Annotated in this window: 21 protein-coding genes; 14 read left to right on the forward strand and 7 right to left on the reverse strand. The window is 62.1% G+C overall.

Annotation, left to right across the window (positions count from 1 at the left end; all coding sequences use genetic code 11):
* Window positions 1-244 precede the first annotated feature (244 nt).
* Window positions 245-1,108: a cytochrome b/b6 domain-containing protein gene (locus NO934_RS12650; RefSeq protein WP_309160324.1), complete on the forward strand. Its 864-nt coding sequence runs from the start codon at window positions 245-247 to the stop codon at window positions 1,106-1,108.
* Entirely contained in the window at window positions 1,105-1,893 is a 789-nt protein-coding gene (locus NO934_RS12655) for a molybdopterin-binding protein (protein ID WP_309160325.1), read from the forward strand. Before NO934_RS12650 ends, NO934_RS12655 begins: the two co-directional genes overlap by 4 nt.
* 155 nt (window positions 1,894-2,048) lie before the next feature.
* Here NO934_RS12655 and NO934_RS12660 read toward each other — a convergent pair whose 3' ends face one another.
* The 3 genes from NO934_RS12660 to NO934_RS12670 all read right to left on the reverse strand — a co-directional run bounded on the left by NO934_RS12660 (window position 2,049) and on the right by NO934_RS12670 (window position 5,308).
* Window positions 2,049-2,540 carry an ureidoglycolate lyase gene (locus NO934_RS12660; protein WP_309160326.1) on the reverse strand — a complete coding sequence of 164 codons (492 nt, stop codon included), beginning with the start codon at window positions 2,538-2,540 and terminating at the stop codon, window positions 2,049-2,051.
* The gene (locus NO934_RS12665; RefSeq protein WP_309160327.1) at window positions 2,537-3,364 is read right to left on the reverse strand and encodes a bifunctional allantoicase/(S)-ureidoglycine aminohydrolase; all 828 of its coding nucleotides are present in this window, start codon (window positions 3,362-3,364) and stop codon (window positions 2,537-2,539) included. Before NO934_RS12665 ends, NO934_RS12660 begins: the two co-directional genes overlap by 4 nt.
* Window positions 3,365-4,984: 1,620 nt before the next feature.
* Window positions 4,985-5,308: a metalloregulator ArsR/SmtB family transcription factor gene (locus NO934_RS12670; RefSeq protein ID WP_309160328.1), complete on the reverse strand. Its 324-nt coding sequence runs from the start codon at window positions 5,306-5,308 to the stop codon at window positions 4,985-4,987.
* A gap of 48 nt (window positions 5,309-5,356) precedes the next feature.
* Between NO934_RS12670 and NO934_RS12675 the strand changes: the two genes are divergently transcribed.
* Genes NO934_RS12675 through NO934_RS12685 form a run of 3 tightly spaced genes read left to right on the forward strand, consistent with a single transcriptional unit; the run spans window position 5,357 to window position 6,658 of the window.
* The gene (locus NO934_RS12675; protein ID WP_309160329.1) at window positions 5,357-5,818 is read left to right on the forward strand and encodes an SRPBCC family protein; all 462 of its coding nucleotides are present in this window, start codon (window positions 5,357-5,359) and stop codon (window positions 5,816-5,818) included.
* Window positions 5,815-6,276, forward strand: a complete 462-nt coding sequence (locus tag NO934_RS12680; protein WP_309160330.1) for an SRPBCC family protein — start codon at window positions 5,815-5,817, stop codon at window positions 6,274-6,276. The genes NO934_RS12675 and NO934_RS12680 overlap by 4 nt, the downstream gene beginning before the upstream one ends.
* Window positions 6,266-6,658, forward strand: coding sequence for an SgcJ/EcaC family oxidoreductase (locus NO934_RS12685; protein ID WP_309160331.1), 393 nt, complete (start codon window positions 6,266-6,268; stop codon window positions 6,656-6,658). Before NO934_RS12680 ends, NO934_RS12685 begins: the two co-directional genes overlap by 11 nt.
* Here the strand turns inward: NO934_RS12685 and puuE are convergent.
* Window positions 6,646-8,064, reverse strand: coding sequence for an allantoinase PuuE (gene puuE, locus NO934_RS12690; protein ID WP_309160332.1), 1,419 nt, complete (start codon window positions 8,062-8,064; stop codon window positions 6,646-6,648). The genes NO934_RS12685 and puuE overlap by 13 nt on opposite strands.
* A 142-nt stretch (window positions 8,065-8,206) precedes the next feature.
* Between puuE and uraH the strand changes: the two genes are divergently transcribed.
* The 7 genes from uraH (at window position 8,207) to NO934_RS12725 (ending at window position 18,585) form a co-directional block, all read left to right on the forward strand.
* Window positions 8,207-8,563 carry a hydroxyisourate hydrolase gene (gene uraH, locus NO934_RS12695; protein WP_309160333.1) on the forward strand — a complete coding sequence of 119 codons (357 nt, stop codon included), beginning with the start codon at window positions 8,207-8,209 and terminating at the stop codon, window positions 8,561-8,563.
* A 3-nt stretch (window positions 8,564-8,566) separates the two neighbouring features.
* A complete protein-coding gene (gene xdhA, locus NO934_RS12700) occupies window positions 8,567-10,024 on the forward strand; it encodes a xanthine dehydrogenase small subunit (protein WP_309160334.1) in 1,458 nt (485 codons plus the stop codon).
* A gap of 163 nt (window positions 10,025-10,187) precedes the next feature.
* Window positions 10,188-12,521 (forward strand): xanthine dehydrogenase molybdopterin binding subunit, encoded by a 2,334-nt coding sequence (gene xdhB / locus NO934_RS12705; protein ID WP_309160335.1) that lies wholly within the window; start codon window positions 10,188-10,190, stop codon window positions 12,519-12,521.
* 307 nt (window positions 12,522-12,828) lie between these two features.
* Window positions 12,829-13,635 (forward strand): xanthine dehydrogenase accessory protein XdhC, encoded by an 807-nt coding sequence (xdhC, locus tag NO934_RS12710; protein ID WP_309160336.1) that lies wholly within the window; start codon window positions 12,829-12,831, stop codon window positions 13,633-13,635.
* Between the two features lie 12 nt (window positions 13,636-13,647).
* The gene (locus NO934_RS12715; protein ID WP_309160337.1) at window positions 13,648-14,874 is read left to right on the forward strand and encodes a urate hydroxylase PuuD; all 1,227 of its coding nucleotides are present in this window, start codon (window positions 13,648-13,650) and stop codon (window positions 14,872-14,874) included.
* Window positions 14,871-16,202: a guanine deaminase gene (gene guaD, locus NO934_RS12720; protein WP_309160338.1), complete on the forward strand. Its 1,332-nt coding sequence runs from the start codon at window positions 14,871-14,873 to the stop codon at window positions 16,200-16,202. Before NO934_RS12715 ends, guaD begins: the two co-directional genes overlap by 4 nt.
* A 205-nt stretch (window positions 16,203-16,407) precedes the next feature.
* A complete protein-coding gene (locus NO934_RS12725; protein WP_309160339.1) occupies window positions 16,408-18,585 on the forward strand; it encodes a malate synthase G in 2,178 nt (725 codons plus the stop codon).
* Here the strand turns inward: NO934_RS12725 and NO934_RS12730 are convergent.
* Window positions 18,567-18,947 (reverse strand): hypothetical protein, encoded by a 381-nt coding sequence (locus tag NO934_RS12730; protein WP_309160340.1) that lies wholly within the window; start codon window positions 18,945-18,947, stop codon window positions 18,567-18,569. The two genes, NO934_RS12725 and NO934_RS12730, sit on opposite strands and share 19 nt — an antisense overlap.
* Before the next feature lie 154 nt (window positions 18,948-19,101).
* Here NO934_RS12730 and NO934_RS12735 point away from each other — a divergent pair, with 154 nt between their 5' ends.
* On the forward strand, window positions 19,102-20,058 hold the full coding sequence (locus NO934_RS12735; protein WP_309160341.1) for an ABC transporter substrate-binding protein: 957 nt from the start codon (window positions 19,102-19,104) through the stop codon (window positions 20,056-20,058).
* Here NO934_RS12735 and ade read toward each other — a convergent pair.
* Window positions 20,055-21,761, reverse strand: a complete 1,707-nt coding sequence (ade, locus tag NO934_RS12740; RefSeq protein ID WP_309160342.1) for an adenine deaminase — start codon at window positions 21,759-21,761, stop codon at window positions 20,055-20,057. The genes NO934_RS12735 and ade overlap by 4 nt on opposite strands.
* A 272-nt stretch (window positions 21,762-22,033) precedes the next feature.
* Here ade and NO934_RS12745 point away from each other — a divergent pair, with 272 nt between their 5' ends.
* Entirely contained in the window at window positions 22,034-22,438 is a 405-nt protein-coding gene (locus NO934_RS12745; RefSeq protein ID WP_309160343.1) for a hypothetical protein, read from the forward strand.
* Here the strand turns inward: NO934_RS12745 and NO934_RS12750 are convergent.
* A complete protein-coding gene (locus NO934_RS12750) occupies window positions 22,435-22,878 on the reverse strand; it encodes a nuclear transport factor 2 family protein (protein ID WP_309160344.1) in 444 nt (147 codons plus the stop codon). The two genes, NO934_RS12745 and NO934_RS12750, sit on opposite strands and share 4 nt — an antisense overlap.
* Window positions 22,879-22,891 lie beyond the last annotated feature (13 nt).

Here is a 22,891-nt window from a genome sequence, read left to right on the forward strand (position 1 = left end):
TCCCTGTTCCCTTTGTCGTGTGAGACGTGCACCGCCTCTATTCCATGCATTTGCGACGGTTCGATTACAGGCCGACGCCCTGCATATACGGGCAAGTCAAACACAGTTGACCATGGCTGAAAAGCCTGAATTTTGACCGGGTGGTCAATATATGACGATTTTGTCATGCACCCGATTGTGAGCGGGAACGTGTAACAATCGGCGGCGAAACGTCGTATGTATCGTGCGGACGCGGAGGAGAGTGATGAGCACAGTGGAGCGAGCCGCAACGCGCGATGTCGATACCGGCGCCGAGCCCCGACCCATCGTCATCAAGCGTCAGTCGATCTGGACCCGTCTCACCCATTGGGTGTGGGTGATCTGCCTGTTCTTCCTGCTGTTTACCGGGCTGCAGATCTTCAACGCCCATCCCAGTCTCTATATCGGCCAGCAATCGGGATTCGAATTTTCCAATTCGATCTTTTCGATCAGCGCTCAATACAAGCCAGACGGTTCGATCGGCGGATATACGACGATCTTCGGCAACACCTTCGAGACTACCGGCATTTTCGGCTATTCGGGGCCGGAGGGGCAGGAGAGGGTGAGGGCCTTTCCCGCCTGGCTGACCATTCCGTCCTATCAGGATCTCGCCACCGGTCGGATCGTGCACTTCTTCTTCGGCTGGCTTTTGGTCGCCACCATGTTCGTTTGGTTTCTCGCCAGCTTCATCAACGGCCATTTGCGCCGCGATATCATTCCCAATGGCGCCGATATCAGGTCCCTGCCGCGCGATGTCGCCGCGCATGCGCGGCTTCGCTTCCATCACACGCGTCACTACAACGTGCTGCAGAAATTGAGCTATGGCATCGTCCTGCTCATCCTGTTTCCGCTGATCGTCCTCACCGGTCTCACCATGTCTCCGGGCATGGATGTGGCCTGGCCGTGGCTGGTCGATCTGTTCGGCGGCCGGCAGACGGCGCGCACCATCCATTTCATCGTCATGGTGCTGCTGGTGGGCTTTTTCATCATCCATATCGTCATGGTGTTGCTGGCCGGGCCCATCAACACGATGCGCTCGATGATCACCGGGCGTTACCGTATCGATCCAGAACCCGAGGCAGAGCAATGAGCCGCATCGTCCTCAACCGCCGCAAGTTCCTTACCGCCTCGGCTGGCGGAGTTGCCGGATTGGCCCTGGCCGGCTGCGACCAGTTCGACGCGGTGTTGCGTCCCGGTCATCCGATCCGCGATACCATGGCGGCTGCAAACGAACTCACCTATACAGCCCAGCGCGCTCTCTTGGGCCGCGAGGCGCTAGCTCGCGAGTTCGCCGAAAGCGAAATCCGCCAGGGCATGCGCCCCAATGGTTCGGTCGATCCCGACAGCCCCGAATATCTGTTCCTGGCCAGGAACAATTTCTTCCACTATCGCCTGCGCGTCGATGGCCTCGTGGAAACGCCGCGGGAATATTCGCTCGCCGAGCTGCGCAACATGCCAGCCCGTACCCAGATCACCCGGCACGATTGCGTCGAGGGCTGGAGCTGCATCGCCAAATGGACCGGCGTGCCCCTGGCGAGCGTTCTCGATGAGGTCAGGCCGCATTCGAATGCACGCTACTGCGTCTTCCACTGCTTCGACTATTATGGCGGCAGCGCCACCGGCGCGCCCTATTACGAAAGCATCGACATGATCGATGCCCGCCATCCGCAAACCATCCTTGCCTACGGCATGAACGACGCCACCCTCCCGATCGCCAACGGCGCCCCGCTCCGCGTGCGGGTCGAACGTCAGCTCGGCTACAAGATGGCCAAATATATCCGGCGCATCGAACTTGTCGAAAGCTTCGCCCAAATCCATCGCGGCAAGGGCGGATACTGGGAGGATCGGGGTTACGATTGGTATGCGGGGATCTAGGACCCGAGGCTGCCGATGGTTACCTCTCCCTTGGGGGAGAGGTCGCCGCGAAGCGGCGGGTGAGGGGCCTTAAACTCAGACCGTCTTTCCGGAACTTGTCCCGGCATCCAGTACAGCGCTGCCCCGCGCACAAGCGCGTAGCTGCGTCCACCCGCCTAGCCGCCGACGATAAACGGCTCCTCAAAGAAAAACTCTTCCAGGTTGACCCCGTCTCCGCCGCGATCCACCACCAGAAAGTCCCCTTCCTGCTCGAGCGGGGTCAGCACCCCGTGCCAGACATTGCGTCCGATATTGATCCCCACGCCCGGTCGGGTCAGAAAGACCAGCGGCGTCCCCGGCCGTCCACCTTCATCGGGTGCCACGATCACCAGGAACGGCCGGTCGTGCAGCGGCATGAACGCCTGCGAACCCAGCGGATGGCGTTCGACCATCTTCAGGGTCAGCGGCAGTTCATAGGGCTGGCCGCGAAAGATCGAGATCAGCGTTCGTCCGTTCTCGCCACCGATCTCCACGTTGGCGAGATCATGAAAGCGCTCGGTCATCCCGTTGTTGATCGGGTAGTGATGCGCGCCCTCTGTGGTCAGCACCTGCCCGAAGGGCGCAAACGCTTCCGGGCTCAACGGCGCGATGGCGATCGCCCGGCTCATGGGCGGCTCAGCTTGGCGTGGCGGTTGACGTCCTTGTAGAGCAGATAGCGGAATTTCCCCGGTCCGCCGGCATAGCAGGCCTGCGGACAGAAGGCGCGCAGCCACATATAGTCGCCCGCCTCGACCTCCACCCAATCCTGATTCAACCGGTAAACGGCCTTGCCTTCAAGGACATAGAGCCCATGTTCCATCACATGCGTCTCGGCAAACGGGATCACCGCACCGGGTTCGAAAGTCACGATGTTGACGTGCATGTCGTGGCGCAGGTCGGCGGGATCGACGAACCGCGTCGTCGCCCATTTGCCGTCGGTCCCCGGCATGGCGATGGGCTCGACCTCATGGTCGGACGTAACGAACGGCTCGGGCGTATCGAGCCCTTCCACCTTCTCATAGCGCTTGCGCACCCAATGAAAGCGCACCGGTTCGCTCCCCGCATTGGCAACGCTCCAGGTGCTGGCCGGTGGAATGTATGCATATCCTCCCGGCTCCAACCGATGCGTCGCGCCCGCGATCGTCAGCGTCAACGTACCCGCGACGACGAACAGCACCCCTTGCGCTTCGGGGTCCGCCTCCGGCCTCTCGCTCCCGCCTCCGGGCTCCACCTCCATGATGTATTGGGAAAACGTCTCGGCAAACCCCGACAACGGGCGCGATAGCACCCACAGTCGCGTCTTGTCCCAGAAGGGCAGGGCGCTGGTCACGATATCGCGCATCACCCCTTTGGGGATCACCGCATAGGCTTCGGTGAACACCGCGCGGTCGGTCAATAGCTGGGTCTGTCCAGGGTGCCCGCCGATCGGGCTGGCATAGGTGCGGTCGGTCATGTGCGACTCTGATGTTTTTTGCCTCGAGCCCGAGTGATAGCGCAGAAACGGGCAGGGGAACATGGCTGGGATGCGGCCGCCAGCACCCGGCGTCTGGCTCCGCGACCGTACAACCGACCCGAACACATGCCTCGCACCTCCGTCCTCTCCATGCCCCATCCTCCCCGTGCTCCATCCTCTTCTCGGTTCACTCTCTTGCTCCATTCCCCACCCGTGTCGCGCCGGGCTTGACCCGGGGCAACACGGTGGGGGTGAGGCAGGGCACTGCACCGTCTCCAACCCTCACCACGCTCCACTGCGGAGGTCTCCGGCAGCCCAACTGCTTATCCCCACCATCACAACCCCCCAACCGTCATCCCGGCCTTGGGCCGGGATCCAGTACACTCAGCGCCTGAGCCCCAGCCGTAACGCTCGCCCAAGAGCCCCCTTCTCCCCTGGTGGGAAGGCCATGAGAGCGGAACCTGCCCCTCGCGAAGGCGGGGGGCTCGAGTGGCAGGCCGGAGGGCGGATGAAGGGGCGCTGAGCTTCAACAACCGCCATGGTGGCCGCTGATATGCCGAGCCCCCTCATCCGACCGCTTCGCGGCCACCTTCTCCCACCAGGGGAGAAGGGTACGGGGGTACACACCAGCACAGAGCTCCTGGCTTCTCTCAGGACCATGCCCCAAGAGCCCCCTTCTCCCCTGGTGGGAGAAGGGCCGGGGATGAGGGGGGCGCGGAGCTTGCATCATCGCAAGAGCCGAAAACGGCGCGCATACCTTGCCCGGGTCAAGCCCGGGGTGACACGGTGGGGGTGAGGCAGGGCACAGCCCCCGCCTCCGGCCCTCAACACGCTCCACCGCCGAGGTCTCCGGCAGCCCAACGGCTTATCCCCACCATCAGCCCACCACCGTCATCCCGGCCTTGAGCCGGGATCCAGTACACTCAGCGCCTGTGCCCCAGCCGCAACGCTCCCCCAAGAGCCCCCTTCTCCTCTGGTGGGAGACTTCGAACCGTCCTTTGGCCAATCGTGCCGGTGGCACGATTAGAGGTGAGAAGGCCATGAGAGCGGAGCCTGCCCCTCGCGAAGGCGGGGGCTCGAATGGCAGGGGATGAGGGGGCGCTGAGCTTGCGTCATGGCAAGAGCCGGGACCGGCGTGCATACCTTGCCCCGGGTCAAGCCCGGGGTGACACGCTGGGGGAGATGTCGGCGATTGCTCCCAAGGCAGGCTTTGCAAAAAACTTATCCCCGCCCCCTGCGCTTGCCCCATACTCCCCCTCACGACCCCGCGCATATGGACGCAAGCGCTACGAACGTTTGGGCGGGATTGGTTCGGGTTCCTCACGGGGCGCCGTGGGGGAGGCCCAAAGCGGACAGATGGCCGGATGTGGATAAAAGGTGTGAGCGGACCACCAATCCAATCACTCCCACGTCGCACCGGGGAAACCCGGAGGGGCAGCGGGAAATCATCGGCAACGGTGGCTTCCCAACAACCCCCAGCCCGAGAAGCCGCCATAAGCCCAAAATCCCGGACGCATGGGGCGATGGAAGCTTCATACTAACAAATACAGCACGAGGCGTTCATCGCCCCAGGCCGTCTATCCCGTCACAACCCGAGGCCCATGGCCGTCGGAGGTTTTCTCATGCCCCAATTTCAGTCTCCAGCCGCGACATCAGGCTCACCGCGTTTCGGGCGTAGTCACCGATCCAGCGGTCATGAATGGATTTGATCGGCAGCGCGTTGAGGTGGTTCCACCGTTCGCGCCCCTCCTTGCGGGCCACGATCAATCCCGCTGCCTCAAGCACCTTCATGTGTTGCATCACCGTGCAGCGGTCGATCTCGGGAAACAGCGCAACGAGTTGCCCGGTGGTTTTCGGCTCATCCTTCAAGGCATCGAGTATCGCCCGCCGCCGCCGGTCGGCCAGTGCCTTGAAGATCTTGTCCGAATCATCGTCACTTGACATGTTATAAATTTATAACATAATAGCGAAAACGCAAGGAGAGGTGAGGAAATGGACTTCAAATTCACGGTATCGGGCCGGATATCCAAGCCGGTGCACGAGGTGTTCGAGGCGGTGGCCGATCCCAGGAAGCTCTCGGGCTATTTCACCACCGGCGGGGCCCAGGGCCGGCTGGAAACCGGCGCCACGGTCACCTGGGACTTCCACGATTTCCCCGGCGCATTCCCGGTTCATGTGGCCGAGGTCGTGCCGGACGAAAAGATCGTCCTCACCTGGGGCGCTCCGCCCGAGCCTGACGATTCAGGCGAATACGAGACCACCGTCACCATGAGCTTCGAGCCGCTCGACAATAATACCCGCACGCTCGTCTCGATCACCGAGGAAGGCTGGAAGCAGACCGAAACGGGTCTAAAATCCTCCTACGGCAATTGCGAGGGCTGGACGGGCATGCTCGCTGCCATGAAGGCTTATGTCGAACATGGCATCAATCTGCGAGAAGGCTTTTACAAATGACCGGTACCGTCACAGCGGTCGCACGGCACACGTTCGTCACTCTCGCGCCCGAGCAAGTCTATGATTCCTGGGTCGACCCGGCAAAGGTGCGCGCGTGGGGGGATCACAATCTCAAGGAACGCGATCCGTCCTCCACCGTGACCCGGATCGAGATCGATCCTAAGGTCGGCGGGCGGTTCCTCTTCGCTGATGTCCGCGACGGAGAAGAAACCGAGACCTGGGGCTATTACCGCGCCCTGGAACGGCCGAACCGGCTCGTTTTCACCTGGTTCACCAGCCCCGAAGAGGAAGAAGAGGACAATTCCACGGTCACTCTCGAACTCTCTGCTCAGGGCGCCGGCTGCCTCGCCACCATGAGCCACGAGATGAGCGCGGAATGGGCCGATTATATCGAACCCACGGCCAACGCCTGGAAGGGTATGCTCAGATCGATCGAGGAGACCGCCGATGAGCGATGACGAAACGCAGATCCGCGCGCTGGTCCGGAAGTGGATGGACGCCAGCATCGCTGGCGAGGCCGCCACGGTGCTCGATCTCATGGCCGACGATGTGGTCTTCACCGTTGTCGGCCGCGAACCGTTCGGCAAGGAGACTTTTGCCGCGCTCTCGCAGGGCAACCCGACGGGCATGTCGATCGAGGGCAGCAACGAGATCGTCGAATTGCAGGTGCTCGGCGACTGGCCCTTCACCCGCAACAAGATCGCGCTCCGCGTCCGGTCCGAGGGAAACCCGCCAATGTCGCGCTCGGGCTACACACTGACCCTGTTCCGCAAGGAGCCGGATGGCCAATGGCGGCTGGCGCGCGATGCCAATCTCGTCACGGCCGATCAGCCCGCGTAAAGCGCCTCGATCCGCAATTGCGCGATGCGCTCCACCTGCGCGCAGGCGGTGGCGAATTCGGTGTCGCGGTCGTTTTCGATGCGGCGCCGGAACGCCTCCATGATCGAGGCCTTGGTGTTGTCGCGCACCGCGATGATGAAGGGAAAGCCGAACTTTTCAACGTAGCGCGTATTGAGTTCGGTGAAGGTTTCCCGCTCCTCGTCGGTCAGCGCGTCCAGCCCCGCCGAGGCCTGCTCGGCCGTCGAGCTCTCCGTCAGGCGCTTGGCCGCCGCGAGTTTTCCCGCAAGATCGGGATGGGCGCGCAACACGTTCAGCCGCTCGTCCTCCGATGCCATGCGGAACTGGTTGCGCAACGCGAAATGGATGCCGAACGGGGTATCGTTGACCGGCCCCAACTCCGCCTCGAATGCCCGCTGGGCGATGAACGGGGAATGCTCAAAAACGCCGCCAAAGGTCGCCATGAACGTTTCGGCATCCATCTGCGAGGGCACCAGCCTTGCCGGCTGATACGGATAGTTTTCCGCCCAATGCCGCGCGATATCGATCCTCTTGGCCACCCAGACTTTCTCGAACCCTCCGATATATTCGACAAACCGCCTCAGACCTTCGAACCGCCCCGGCTGCCCCACGAGCCGGCAGTGCAGCCCGATCGACATCATCTTGGGCGCCCCTTCCTCCCCTTCACGATAGAGGCAGTCGAACGTGTCCTTGAGGTGGGAGAAGAACTCCTCGCCATTGGCAAATCCCGACGCGGTCACGAACCGCATGTCGTTATTGGCCAGCGTGTAGGGGATGATGAGCTGGGCCTTGGCATTGTGAACCCGCCAATAGGGGAGATCATCGTCATAGGTGTCCGAGATATAGGCAAACCCGCCTTCTTCGGAAACCAGGTCCACCGTGTTGACTGAGCATCGTCCCGTGTACCATCCCAGCGGCCGCGAGCCAGTCGCCACCGCATGCAGCCGCACCGCCTCGGCGATCTGGGCCGCTTCCTCCTCGCGCGGCATGTCCTTGTGCTCGACCCATTTGAGCCCGTGGGAGGCGATCTCCCAATCGGCGTCGAGCATGGCCTGCACCTGCTCGGGGGCCCGCATCAGCGCTGTCGCGACGCCATAGACGGTGACCGGCAATCCGTTTTCGGTAAACAGCCGATGCAGCCGCCAGAACCCCGCCCGTGCGCCGTATTCGTACATGGATTCGATGTTCCAGTGCCGCAGCCCCGCCCAGGGCGTGGCGCCGATCACGTCGGCCAGAAACGCTTCCGAGCCTTGATCGCCATGGAGGACATTGTTCTCCCCGCCTTCTTCGTAGTTGAGCACGAACTGCACCGCCACATTGGCGCCGCCGGGCCAGCAGGCGTGGGGCGGGTTGGGACCATAGCCTCTAAGATCGCGGGGGTAACGCATGGCAGCTCCAGCTAGAAAAGAGGATCACACCTTAGACTCGAATTTTTCGACCATGTGGTAAAAAATTCCGATGCCGCCCCCTTTCGCCTGCCGATTTTTGGGTTGATAGTCGAAAGGATATCCAATGGCGCTTGGAGCTTTGATGACTGGAACAGGACGGCTCACCACTCATGTTCTCGACACCGCCAACGGCCATCCAGCCCGCGGTATGACAATCGATTTCTACCGGGTGGAGGGCGGGAAGGCGATTTTCGAAACCTCGGTCATCACCAATGAAGACGGGCGGTGCGACGAACCGCTGCTCGCGGGCGAGAACCTGACCGAAGGCGCCTATCGGCTGAGCTTTCACGTTGGTGATTATTTCAGCCGCCTCAACGGCATGCCGGCCACCTTCCTCGATATCGTGGCCGTCGATTTCCGGGTGAGCGATCCTGCCGCGCATTATCACGTGCCGCTGCTCGTTTCGCCCTATGGCTATTCCACCTATCGCGGGAGCTGATCCTTGGACCCGCGCGCGGCGATCCGCTTCTATCTCAATGACGATCTGGTCGAACTCACCGATATCGCCCCGGATCGCACATTGCTCGATTTCCTGCGTCTCGATCGGACACTGCGGGGCACCAAGGAAGGCTGCGCCGAAGGCGATTGCGGCGCCTGCACGGTGCTGATCGGTGAGCGCGAGGCTGATGGCGTACGCTACCAGGCCGCAAATGCGTGCATCGGTTTGGTCACCATGCTGGACGGCAAGCATGTGGTGACCATCGAGCATCTGAAAGGCCGCGACGGCGCGCTGCATCCGGTGCAGCAGGCGATGGTCGATTACCACGGCAGCCAGTGCGGCTTCTGCACGCCGGGGTTCGTGATGAGTCTTTACGGGCTATGGCTCACCAATCCCAATCCGTCGGTGCCCGAAATCGAAAAGGCGCTACAAGGCAATCTCTGCCGCTGCACGGGCTATGCGCCCATCGTGCGGGCGGCGCAGGCGGTTTCCAACTATGGCAGTGCGCTCCAAGACGCGCTCAACACCGAACGCGCCACGATCGTGGAAAAGCTGGCGGCGCTCGATGACGGCCGCCGCGTGGTGGTCGAGAGCTCGCGCGGCAAAACCATCATCCCGGCCGATGTGGACGATCTCGCCGCAGTACTCGAGGAAACACCCGAGGCCACCATCGTTGCCGGCGCTACCGATGTGGGCCTCTGGGTCACAAAATTCATGCGCGACATCGCCCCGGTGGTGATCATCGGCCATCTGATGCGCGAGATCGGCATCGAACCTTCCCGCATCATCTTCGGAGCGGGAGTGAGCTACTCGCGCGCGTTCAGAACCATTGCCGAGCACATCCCGCAGATGGCCGGGCTTTTCGACCGTATCGGCGGCGCGCAGGTGCGCAACATGGGCACCATCGGCGGCAACATTGCAAATGGTTCACCCATCGGCGATACCCCGCCGCCGCTGATCGCGCTGGGCGCCGAGGTGACCTTGCGCAAGGGCAATGCGCGCCGCGCGGTAAAGCTCGAGGATTTCTTCATCGCCTACGGCCAGCAGGATCGGGAAAAGGGTGAGTTCGTAGAAGCGGTTTCCGTCCCGCTGCCCAAACCCGACGAGTTGTTCGGCGTCCACAAAGTCACCAAGCGCCGCGACGAGGATATTACGGCCACGCTCGGGGCATTCCGGGTGCGGGTAGCCGACGGTTTGGTGGGCGAAGCGGTGATCGCCTATGGCGGCATGGCGGGCACCCCGAAGCGGGCAAGGACAGTGGAGGCGGCGCTGGTCGGCAAGCCTTGGTCGCTGGAGAGCGTAGAGGCAGCGCTGCCCGCCTTCGAAGAAGATTTCCAACCTTTGACCGATTGGCGGGCGAGCGCCGAATACCGGATGTTGGCGGCGAAGAATCTGCTCAAGCGGTTTTATCTGGAAAGTACGGAAGGACCAGCGCGTATCGTGCGGCATGAGGTGGCGTGATGGAGAATTTCAACCTTTGGGGCACCGCAGAGCTTCCACACGCACGCGCGTCCAAAATTTGGGACACGGCTCCCCCAAGAGCACCCTTCTCCCTTGGTGGGAGAAGGGCCGGGGATGAGGGGGGCGCCGCGCTTCGGCGTGCGACCACGCCTGAGGCTCATCCATGACCGCCCTCGACCCCAAGCCCATCATCCGTGGAGGCGTGCACAAGCCGCAAAAACACGATTCCGGGCACAAGCACGTCTCGGGTACCGCAGAATATATCGACGACATGCTCGAACCGGCCGGTACCCTGCACGCTTATCTCGGGCTTTCCACCTGCGCGCATGGCGAAATCCAGTCGCTCGGGCTCGAAGCTGTCAGAGCGGCCCCCGGCGTGGTCGGCGTCCTCACCGCCCAGGATATCCCCGGCCACAACGACATCTCCCAGCCAGGCAAGCACGACGAGCCGATCTTTGCCGAAGCCAGGGTCGAATTCTTCGGTCAACCGCTCTTTGCCGTCATCGCTACAACCCGCGAGGCAGCGCGGCGGGCGGCGAAGCTGGCGCAGGTGAGCTATACCGAGCTCCCCTTCCTTCCCGACATCCCCACGGCGCGCGAGGCCGGCGGAGCGCTGGTGACGCCGGGCATGAAGCTCGAACGCGGGGACGTGGCCGCCGGTTTTTCCGGCGCCAAGTACCGCATCAGCGGCTCGATGGCCATTGGCGGGCAGGATCATTTCTACCTCGAAGGCCAGATCGCCCTTGCCATGCCCGGCGAGGACGACGAGGTCACCGTCCATTCCTCCACCCAGCACCCCAGTGAGGTCCAGCACATGGTCGGCCATGCGCTGGGCGTCCCCTCCAACGCCGTAAACGTCGTCGTGCGCCGCATGGGCGGCGGGTTCGGCGGCAAGGAGACGCAGGGCAACCTCTTTGCCGTGGTGGCCGCGATCGCGGCTAAAAAGTTCAACCGCGCCGTGAAAATTCGTCCCGATCGCGACGACGACATGATCGCCACCGGCAAGCGGCACGATTTTCTTGTCGACTATGAAGTCGGGTTCGATGATGAAGGTCGGATCGAAGCGGTGAATGCCACCTATGCGGCGCGCTGCGGCTTTTCCGCCGACCTTTCCGGACCGGTTACGGATCGGGCGCTTTTCCACGCCGACAACGCCTATTTCTACCCAAACGTCCGGCTGGTCTCCCAGCCTCTGAAGACCAACACGGTCTCCAACACCGCCTTTCGCGGTTTTGGCGGGCCGCAGGGCATGGTGGGGTGCGAGCGCTGGATCGAGGATATCGCCTATGCCCTGGGCAAGGATCCGCTCGATATCCGCAAGGTCAATTTCTACGGCGATACCGACCGGAACGTCACGCCTTACCACCAACGGGTCGAGGACAACATCATCGCCCGGCTGGTCGATGAACTCGAAACGAGCGCCGAGTATCGCAGGCGCCGGGCCGATATCGTGGCGTTCAACAAATCGTCTCCGGTTTTAAAGCGCGGCATCGCATTGACCCCGGTCAAGTTCGGCATCAGCTTCACCCTCACCGCCTTTAACCAGGCCGGTGCGCTGGTGCACGTCTATCGCGACGGCTCGGTCCATCTCAATCACGGCGGCACCGAAATGGGGCAGGGGCTTTACATAAAGGTGGCCCAGGTCCTTGCCGATTGCTTCCAGATCGATCTCGACAAGGTCAAGATCACCGCAACGACCACGGGCAAGGTGCCCAACACCTCGGCGACGGCCGCCTCCTCGGGGTCGGACCTCAACGGCATGGCCGCCGCCAACGCGGCCGGGCAGATCAAGGACCGATTGGTCCGCTTTGCCATGGAGAAATTCAACGTCCCCGAGGACGCGGTCAGCTTCGAGCCCAATTGCGTCATGGTCGGCAATCAGCGCCATGACTGGGCCGATTTCATCGACCAAGCGTATCTGGCGCGCGTGCAGCTTTCGGCAGCCGGGTTCTACAAAACGCCCGACATCCATTGGGACCGCGCGGCCGGCAAGGGCAAGCCCTTCTACTATTTCGCCTATGGCGCGGCGTGTTCTGAAGTCGTCGTCGATACGCTCACCGGCGAATACATGGTCGATCGGGTCGATATCCTCCACGATGTGGGCAAATCCCTCAATCCGGCCATCGATATCGGCCAGATCGAGGGCGGGTTCGTCCAGGGCATGGGGTGGCTCACCACCGAAGAACTCTGGTGGGACAACAAGGGCCAGCTCCGCACTCACGCGCCCTCGACCTACAAGATTCCCGTGGTTTCCGACGTGCCGAAGATCTTCAACGTCAGGCTCGCCGAGTGGTCGGAAAACAAGGCCCCTACCATTCGGCGCTCCAAGGCCGTGGGCGAGCCACCCTTCATGCTGGCGATCTCGGTGCTCGAGGCCATCTCCATGGCCGTGGCGAGCGTCGCGGACTACAAGATCGCCCCCCGAATGGACGCGCCGGCAACCCCTGAGCGGGTGCTGATGACGGTAGAGCGACTCAAGCGCGAGGCGGGGCGGTGAAGGAACCAACGCTTCGATATCGCGACCAGCGGCAGTGGGTGCCGACAAGCTGCGCCCCCCTCATCCGACCGCTTCGCGGCCACCTTCTCCCACCAGGGGAGAAGGGTAGCCCGCGGCGGCCATTCAGCGAAAACACGAGCGCTTGCCCCTTTTCCTCTGGGAACGGGGCGGGCTCTTTTGGAAGCAGTTGCGGCTCTTTCCGAAGCGCTGCTTCGCGCTGCCCTTCTCCCCCGGTGGGAGAAGGTGGGCTTTCGCGGAGCGAAAGGTCGGATGAGGGGGGCGCTGAGCTTGCGGCGGGGCGCCACCCATGAGCGTTACCCCCCAACAACTCCGAGACTTCCTCGACCGTCATCGCGATACCGTCCTCGTCGAGGTCACCGAAACCAAGGGCTCCACCCCCCGCGAGGCGGGCGCCTGGATGCTGATCGCGCCGACTGCCGAGATCGGCACGATCGGTGGCGGGCAGCTCGAATTCCTCTCCATCGCCCGCGCCCGCGAAGCCATCGCCTCGGGTGAAGCCGCAGCCGCGCTCGACATCCCTCTCGGTCCGGAGATCGGCCAATGCTGCGGCGGCCGCGTCGCCATCGGCATGCGGGCCGTCGATGACGATGTCGCCCGAAGCCTCCGCGCCCGCGCCGAAGCCGAATACGCCGCCAGAACCCATGTCTACGTCTTCGGCGCCGGCCATGTGGGCAACGCCTTGGGCCAGGCGCTCTCGCTTCTCCCCTTCCGGACGCTTTTGGTGGATAACCGCGCCGCCGAAATCGCCCGCGTTCCCCCGGGCGTTGAAGCCAAGCACGTCCCGGTGCAGGAAACGCTGGTGCGCGAGGCGCCGCCGGCCTCCTGCTTCGTCGTTCTCACCCACGATCACGGCCTCGATTTCCTGATCGCCTCCGAAGCGCTGTTGCGCAACGATGCGCTCTATGTCGGGATGATCGGGTCGAAAACGAAACGGGCGACGTTCAAGAGCTGGCTGTCGGACATGGGACACGACCTTGCCCTGATGGATCGGCTGACCATGCCGATCGGCGGGGCGGACGTCAAAGACAAGCGGCCGGAAGTGATCGCGGCCTTGACCGCAGCCGAAATCGTGCGCGCCGTGGCAAAGAATTGAGTTGGGGAACAGATGACCGATTTCACGCTGTTTTGGGAATGGCTGGCCTTCGCCGTGCGCTGGACGCACGTGATCGTGGGCATCGCCTGGATCGGCTCGTCCTTCTATTTCATCGCCCTCGACCTCGGCCTGCGCCGGCACGACAACCTTCCCGCAGGTGTACAGGGCGAGGAATGGCAGGTCCATGGGGGCGGGTTCTACCACATCAACAAATACATGGTCGCCCCGCCCAACCTCCCCGAGCATCTGGTGTGGTTCAAATGGGAGAGCTACACCACCTGGCTCACCGGCTTTGCCATGCTCGCCATCGTCTATTACGCCGGCGCCGATCTCTTCCTCGTCGACCGCACCGTTTTCGACGTTGGCGCGCCGGTCGCCATCGCCATCTCGCTCGCCTCGCTGGCGCTGGGATGGGTGCTCTACGACCTGCTCTGCAAATCCCCGCTCGGCAAAAGCCAGAACGTGCTGATGCTGGTGCTCTTCGTCATCCTGCTCGCCATGGCCTGGGGCTATACCCAGGTGTTCACCGGCCGCGCCGCATTCCTGCATATGGGCGCGTTTACGGCGACCATCATGTCGGCCAACGTCTTTTTCATCATCATCCCCAACCAGAAAAAGATCGTGGCTTCGATGAAGGCCGGCGAAGCTCCCGATCCGGCGTTGGGCAAGCAGAGCAAGCAGCGCAGCGTCCACAACAACTACCTGACGCTGCCCGTCCTCTTCTTCATGCTCTCCAACCACTATCCGCTGGCCTTTGCCACCCAATACAGCTGGGCGATAGCGGGGCTGATCTTCCTCATCGGCGTTCTGATCCGCCACTTCTTCAACACCATGCACGCGACCGGCCAGCGCCCTTACTGGACCTTCGCGCTGGCGCTCGTCCTGTTCATCGGCATCATCTGGCTCTCGAGCTATCCCAGAACAACCGAGTCGGCCTTGGCCAGCACCGCCGCGCAGGCGTTCATGGCCGATCCGCATTTCGAGCAAGTGTCGTCGTCCGTCCAGGGCCGCTGCGCCATGTGCCATGCGGCGCAGCCGGCATGGCAGGGCATTCCCATCGCCCCCAGGGACGTGCGCCTCGACACCCCCGAACTGGTCGCCGAACACGCGCGTGAAATTTATCTCCAGGCCGGCCGCAGTCACGCCATGCCGCCGGGCAATGTTTCGATGATGACCGATGCCGAACGTGCGCTGTTGGTCACATGGTACCAGTCCGTCACCGGGGAGCAGAGCCTGTGAAATCGAAAATCCTGCGCGGCCGGGTGCTGACTTTCGTTTCCGAGCCCGCCGGCTCGGACGACCACGCCAGCTATCGCTATATCGAGGATGGCGCTGTCGTGATCGCCGAGGGTAAGATCGTCTCGGTGGGTGAATGGAGCGATGCCCTCTCCCTCGTCGCCCCCAAGGCTGAGATCGTCGATCATCGCCCCGGTCTCATCCTGCCCGGCTTCATCGATACCCACATCCACTACCCGCAGATGCAGGTCATCGGCTCCTACGCCAAAGACCTGCTCGAATGGCTCAACACCTACACCTTCATCGAGGAACAGCGCTTTGGCGAGGAGGCCCACGCCGCCCGCATCGCCTCGCTGTTCTGCGACGAGTTGGTCCGCTACGGCACGACGACGGCGGCGGTTTACTGCACCGTCCATCCGCAATCGGCCGAGGCGTTTTTTGCCGAGGCCAAAAAGCGCGACATGCGCATGATCGTCGGCAAGGTGATGATGGATCGCAACGCGCCCGATGGTCTCCGCGACACGCCGCAGCAGAGCTATGACGATACCAAGGCGCTACTCACCAAATGGGACGGCGTCGGGCGCCTGCACTACGCCATCACCCCGCGCTTCGCGCTCACCTCCAGCCACCAGCAACTGGAAATGGCCCAGGATCTCGCGTGGCAATTTCCTGACGCTTATGTCCAGACGCATGTGAACGAGAGCCTGGGCGAAATCGCCTTCGCCAAGGAGCTTTACCCCAACCTCCCCGATTATGTCGGCATCTATGAACACTATGGCCTGCTGGGCCCAAAGACCCTGCTCGGCCACTGCATTCACATGAACGATCGCGAGATCGAGGCCCTCGCCGAAACCGCCTCGGTCGCCGTCTTCTGCCCCACCTCCAATCTCTTTATCGGGTCGGGCCTTTTCGACCGCTGGAAAATGCTGGAGGCCAATGTGCGGATCGGGGTTGCCACCGATGTCGGCGGTGGCACGAGCTTTTCCATGCTGCGCACGCTGGACGAAGGCTACAAGGTGCTGCAATTGCGCGGCCAGCGCCTGTCCCCGCTCGAAAGCTTTTTCATGATGACCCTGGGCAATGCCCGGGCGTTGTCGCTCGAGCACAGGATCGGAACGCTCGAGCCGGGCGCCGACGCCGACATCGTCGTGCTCGACGCCCACGCCCTGCCGCATATGGCGTTGAAGATGGAGCAGGTCGAAAGTCTTTCCGAAGAACTGTTCCTGCTCCAGACCTGCGGTGACGACCGGGTGGTCGCGGAAACCTACGTTGCGGGCGAGGCGGCCAAGGGCAAGCTCGGCTCGGTGCAAACCGCCAGACCTCGGGAATAACCCGGTGCAACCTCGGTTTGGCAAAGCCGATCCACAATCCCAGCCCTGTCATTCCGGGACTTGTTCCCGGAGTCCAGCAGCAGCTCAGGCCAAGGGCGCCAAACGTCGCTTCGTTTCCACATCGTGGAAGCATATTGCGAACCGGCTTGGCGAAACGGCGAGGCAACGCTAGGCGTTGCAACAGCAAACATCAGAGGAAGCGTCGATGAGCAATTATGTGGACCGGTCCGGCCTCAAGGTCGATGCGCAGCTTGCCGCGTTCGTCGAGAACGAAGCGCTTAGCGGGCTCGATGTCACCGCCGACACCTTCTGGTCCGGTTTCGCCGAACTCGTAACCACCTACATGCCGGGCAATCGCGAGCTTCTGGAAATCCGCGACCGCATGCAGAGCCAGATCGATGACTGGCACCGCGACAACGGCCCCGCAACCAAGGACCCGGCGGCCTATATCAGGTTTCTCAAGGACATCCGCTATATCGAGGACGAGCCGGAGGATTTCCGGATCGAAACCGAAAATCTCGATCCCGAGATCGCAACGCTCTGCGGTCCGCAGCTCGTGGTTCCGGTTTCCAACGCCCGCTATGCCCTCAACGCCGCCAACGCCCGCTGGGGCAGCCTCTATGATGCGCTCTATGGCACCGATGCCATCGCGCGCGAAGGCGATCTGGCCCCGGGCAAGGCGTACAACCCCAAGCGCGGCGGCGAGGTGTTCGCGCGGGTCGGACATTTTCTCGACGAAGCGTTTCCGCTGTTCGGCGTTAAGCACTGGGCCGTGACCCGCTATGGCATCGACACCTCGGGCGATGTGGCGCAACTGGTGATCGAAAGCCAGGATGGTCCCGCCAGGCTTGCCTATCCCGAGGCCTTTGCCGGCTATAGCCGGGACGGGGGCGTTACCCGTATCCTGCTTGTCCATCACGGCCTGCACATCGAACTGGTGATCGATCCCGAGCACCCGATCGGCAAGGACCATCCGGCGCATCTGGCCGATGTGATCGTCGAAAGCGCTTTGACCACCATCCAGGATTGCGAGGATTCGGTGGCCGCCGTCGATGCCGAGGACAAGGTCGGTGTCTATCGCAACTGGCTGGGTCTGATGAAGGGCGATCTTGCGGAAACCTTCGAAAAGGGCGGCCAGACGATGACCCGGCGGCTCAATCCCGACCGGACCTACACGGCACCGGACGGCTCAGCCCTGACTCTTAAGGGACGCGCATTGCAGCTCGTGCGCAATGTCGGGCACCTGATGACCACCGACGCGGTGCTCGGTGCCGATGGTGAGCCCATCGGCGAAGGGCTGATGGATGCGATGGTCACTACCCTTTGCTCCATGCACGATTTGAAGCGTCGCGCCAATTCGGTGACCGGCTCGATCTATATCGTCAAGCCCAAGATGCACGGGCCCACCGAGGTCCTGTTCGCCTGCAATGTGTTCGGCGAAGTGGAGAAAATTCTCGACCTGCCGCTCAACACCATCAAGATCGGCATCATGGACGAGGAGCGCCGCACCTCGGCCAATCTCAAGGCCTGCATTTATGCGGCGCGCGAGCGGGTGTTCTTCATCAATACCGGGTTTCTTGATCGCACCGGCGACGAAATCCACACTTCCATGGAAGCCGGTCCTGTTCTGCCCAAGGACAAGGTGCGCGCCGAGCGCTGGTTGCAGGCCTATGAGGACCGCAACGTCACCATCGGCATCGTCTGCGGCTTTACCGGACGCGCTCAGATCGGCAAGGGCATGTGGGCCAAGCCCGACGCCATGGCCGATATGATGGAACAGAAGATCGGGCATCCGAAGGCCGGAGCCAATTGTGCCTGGGTGCCGTCGCCTACGGCGGCGACGCTGCATGCGTTGCACTATCACGAGGTTGATGTGTTCGAGGCCCAGAAGCGGCGTCACAACGAGCCGATCCCGACCCTCACCGAACTGTTCTCCATGCCCGCCCTCGACCCCTCGACGCTGAGCGGCGAAGAGATCCAGCGCGAGCTCGACAATAATGCGCAGGGAATCCTGGGCTATGTCGTTCGTTGGATCGATGCGGGGGTGGGCTGCTCGAAAGTGCCCGACATCAACGATGTGGGTCTGATGGAAGACCGCGCGACCTGCCGGATTTCCTCCCAGGCCATCGCCAACTGGCTTTGGCATGGGGTTGTGACGCAGGACGAGGTGGTCGCGACTTTCACGCGCATGGCCAAGGTCGTGGACGAGCAGAACGCGGGCGATCCGGCCTATCGGCGTATGAGCGACGATCCGGAAAATTCAACTGCTTTCCAGGCTGCCTTGGCGTTGGCGCTGGAAGGCACCCAGCAACCCTCGGGTTACACCGAGCCGATCCTGCACGCCAAGCGGCGCGAGAAGAAAGCTCAGGGACAATCGGTGTGATTTTTGGGAAGGCGCGGCATCGGCCGCGTCTTCTGCTTTTCGCCGTTCCGGGCGGCCTTTTTATCCCTCCGGCTGCGGCGCCAGAGGTTGAACTGGCGCTCGCCGCGCAGCAGCGTGGCGCTCATGGGCCGTTGCAGGAAGGGCAGGTCGATGGCCAGCAGCAGCAGGCCCAGCGGCAGCATCCAGATGCCCAGGATGGGCAGGAACGACAAAATACCGCCCAGCACCAGCAGGATGCCCAAGGGAATGCGGATAAGCATCGCCCAGGGTTGACGCAGCACGTAGATGATCATCGCAAAGCGCGGAAACCGTGCTTCAAGGCGAAGAAACAGGCGTTCTAAACGGGTGCGCTCTTTGTCCATGGCTCAAGAGATAATGGTGAAAATGGCTTAATCAAGCCCGGCGGGATGCTGCATATAAACTTGACTTTCCTGATCACATTAATTCATGAACATCACTCGATCAGTGTCCTTGATGAGGGTGGGCAGAATGAGACGAGCGGCATGGGTGTGGGGGATGGCCATCGCGGTTGGATTGGCAATGTCCGCCGCGGCGCAGGAGTTCCCGCAAACTTTCGAACATCGTTTCGGCACCACCGTGATCGATGACCAGCCCGAACGGGTGGTTACGCTCACCTATAGCGGAGCTGACCATTACCTGGCGCTCGGCGTTGTCCCGGTGGGACTGCGGCATTGGTATGGTGATTTTCCCCGTTCGGTCTGGCCTTGGGCACAGGATGCATTAGGCGATGCGGAGCCTTTCGTGCTCACCGAGATCGATTATGAGCAGATCGCGGCGCTGGAACCCGATGTGATCGAGGGAATCGGATCCGGGCTCACCCAGGAACAGTATGACGAGTTGTCCCGCATCGCGCCGGTGGTCGCCGCTGAGGCGCAGTACACCGATTTTTCCACTCCCTGGGCCGAGCGCGCACGCACGGTAGGTCGCATCCTTGGCCAAGAGGACGAGGCCGACCGGCTGGTGAGCGATCTCGAGGCGCGCATTGCCTCCATTGCCGCCGAACATCCCGAGTGGGATGGGATGGAGGCGGTTATTGCCTTCAACGTCACCTATCCCGGTGTTTATCGCTCAGTCGATATTCGCGCCCAGCTTCTCGAACAGCTCGGATTCTCCACTCCCGCGGCAATTGACGCTCTTGGCGAGGAAGGCGATTTCAACGTCGAAATTTCCGAAGAAGATTTGACCTTGCTCGAAGCCGACCTTCTGGTCTGGATCATCGGCGCGGGCAGTGTCGAGCGCATCGAAGGTCTGGCTCTGCGCGAGCGGCTCACCGCACACCAGGAGGGCCGGGAGGTATTCGCCGATTATCTCCTCTCGGGCGCCTTCTCATTCGCCACCCCGCTCAGCCTCAACTACCTGCTTGACCGGCTGGAGCCGCTCATCGAGGCGGCGGTGGATGGCGATCCGGCCACCCCCGTAGAAACCACCATGGAAGCGGGCCTGGCGCCCTAGACGAAATCGAATTTGTCGACGTCGAACAGTCCCTTGTCCGTCATCTTGAGGTGCGGAATGACCGGCAGGGCGAGGAACGCGACCTGAAGGAACGGTTCGGGCAGGGTGCAATCGAGTGCCTTGGCCGCTTCGCGCAGGTGCTCAAGGTGTTCGGTCACGATCTCAAAGGGTTCCGGGCTCATCAACCCGGCGATGGGTAGCGCCAAATCGGCCAGGATTTCGCCCTCACAGGCCACAGCGAAACCGCCGCCGATCTCGATCAGCCGGTTGACGGCCAGCGCCATATCCTCGTCGGTCACGCCGACAACGGTGATGTTGTGGCTGTCATGGCCGACCGATGAAGCGATGGCACCGCGCTTGAGACCGAAACCCTTGACGAAGGACCGGCCGATATTGCCGTTGATCCCGTGCCGCTCGATCACCGCGACCTTGATGACATCAGCATCGATATCCGGCTTCAGCCCGCTTTCGTCCGACGCCAGCGCGGCGTTTTCCCTGGATGTGAGGATCAGCCCAGGCTTGACCCCGATCACCGGCACTTCGTTATGGTCGGGATTTGGTGCGGTGACGAAGGCTTCGGGTTCGACCGGCTTGGCCTTCATCGAATCCAGCCCCACCGGCGCCACTGGTTTGCGTACCGCCCAGATATCGGCCGTCACATGCCGACCAGCCGCGATGACATCGGAAACCCGGCATTCTTCCAGGCTGTCGAGCAGCGCGATATCAGCCCGCCACCCAGGGGCCACGTGTCCGCGATCCTTGAGCCCGAAGATGCGCGCCGCCGAGACGGAGGCGGCCCGGTAAACGTGATGAATCGGACAGCCATGGGCGATCAGCCGGCGGATCGAGGAATCCAGATGCCCCTCTTCGGCGATATCGAGAGGATTGCGGTCGTCTGTGCACAGCGCCACGAAGGCCGATGTGTTCTCGTCGAGGATTTCGGCCAGCGCATCGAGATCCTTTGAGACCGATCCCTCGCGAATGAGGATCGCCATACTTTTGGCCAGTTTCTCGCGCGCTTCGGCCGCGCTCGTCGCCTCGTGATCGGTCCTGATCCCCGCCGCCAGATATCCATTGAGATCGGCCCCCGAGAGCAGCGGCGCATGACCGTCGAGGTGGCGGTGCTGAAACGCTTCGAGCTTGGCCAGTATCCCAGCGTCACCGGCGAGCACGCCAGGGAAATTCATCATCTCGGCCAGCCCGATCACCTGAGGATGATCGGCAAAGGGCAGCAGGTCCTCGATCTCCAGCCGCGCCCCCGCCGTCTCGAACGGTGTTGCCGGAACGCAGGAGGAAAGATTGATCCGCACATCCATGATCGTCCGCTCGGCGCAATCGAGGAAATATCTTATCCCCGTTGCCCCGAGCACGTTGGCGATCTCATGGGGATCGCAGATGACCGTGGTCACTCCATAGGGCAGAACGCAGCGGTCGAATTCGAAGGGAGTGACTAGTGAAGACTCGATATGCACATGCGTGTCGATAAACCCCGGTACAGCGAAGCGATTTCTTCCGTCTATCTCCGATCTCGACCCGTATATGCCCGATATGCCGACGATCCGATCGGCGACGATCGCGATGTCGGTTTGGGTAAATTCCCCGGTGATGACGTCCAGGCGACGGACGTTCTTGATCACCAGATCGGCCGGCTCCAGCCCACGACCAGCGCGGATCATCCTTGCGAGCGTGGCGGCGTCGGTCATGCTAACCTCTTGTTGTTAATCTAAAAGCGACGGCGCTGCCGCCGCCATTTGGCGAGCGCTTGGGCAAAACACTATGTGGTCACCCATATTGCAGCGCAAGGCGCATCAAGCTGCGTCCAGCGCGATGTTTAGCGCTATTTTCGTCTGCTCGATTTTGAGCATTTCAAACGTCGGAACTGGAAGCGTACTCGTAGCGTTAATCCCAACCGACCGCGTGGCGGCCGGACCAACAGGGGCGCCGGAACGGGCCCTGGCTGAAGAGGGATGCAAGGATGACCGACGACAGGCCCGACCTTACCAAAAGTGAAGTGCGGCAAGGCAATAGCCGCAAGATGAATTCCCGCGCCTTGATCTTTGGATTGATCGGGCTCGTGATCCTGTTCGCGCTGGTTTATTGGTTCAGCACGGCGACTTATGATGAGACCGCCACTACCACCGGGGGCGGAACGACAATCGAAGATGCTCCTGCCGCAGGCGGCGATGTTGGTGACGATGCCGAAGATCTGCCGACCCCCACACCTGACGAGCCGGCAGCAGCCGAGCCGGCGAATGGTGCGGCAACACCCGAACCTGCGACAGAAGCCCCTGCTGCCGAGGCACCGGCTGATGCTGAAGCACCTGCCGACCCGGAGGCTCCCGCCGAGACCGAAGAACCGGCAGCGGTTCCCGGAGCTTAGCGTTCGATAAGGCCATGCTGACGATAGAGTTCCATTTCGTCGCCGGCCACGAAGCCGAAAACCTTGAGGCGCCCGTCGCGCTCTTCTAGCAGGTAGGAAACACAAAATGGGATGGCGATTGCTTCGCCATCCTTTTCGTATTGGGCCTGATAGCCGACTTTTGCGAGATAGTGTTCTTCGTCGATATCGGTCACTTCGACGCTGGTGACCTCCATCCTTCTGGTGCCGATGGATTTATAGAAGGCGTAGCCCTTTTGCAGGGTTTCGGTGAAAGTTTCGTCATTGTCGCCCGTCATCACCGTGCCGGGACCGGCAGCAATAAAGCTTTCCGAAAAATGAGATCGTATCCCATGCACATCGACGCTCTCGCCTAAGGAGCGATTATAGGCCCGTACATAGCTTTGGAAAAACGCATCGAAGTCGGACTTGGCGCGCTTCATGTGGTCCTCCCAA

Origin of the sequence: Pelagibacterium sp. H642, assembly GCF_031202855.1 — a bacterium.
Taxonomy (GTDB): domain Bacteria; phylum Pseudomonadota; class Alphaproteobacteria; order Rhizobiales; family Devosiaceae; genus Pelagibacterium.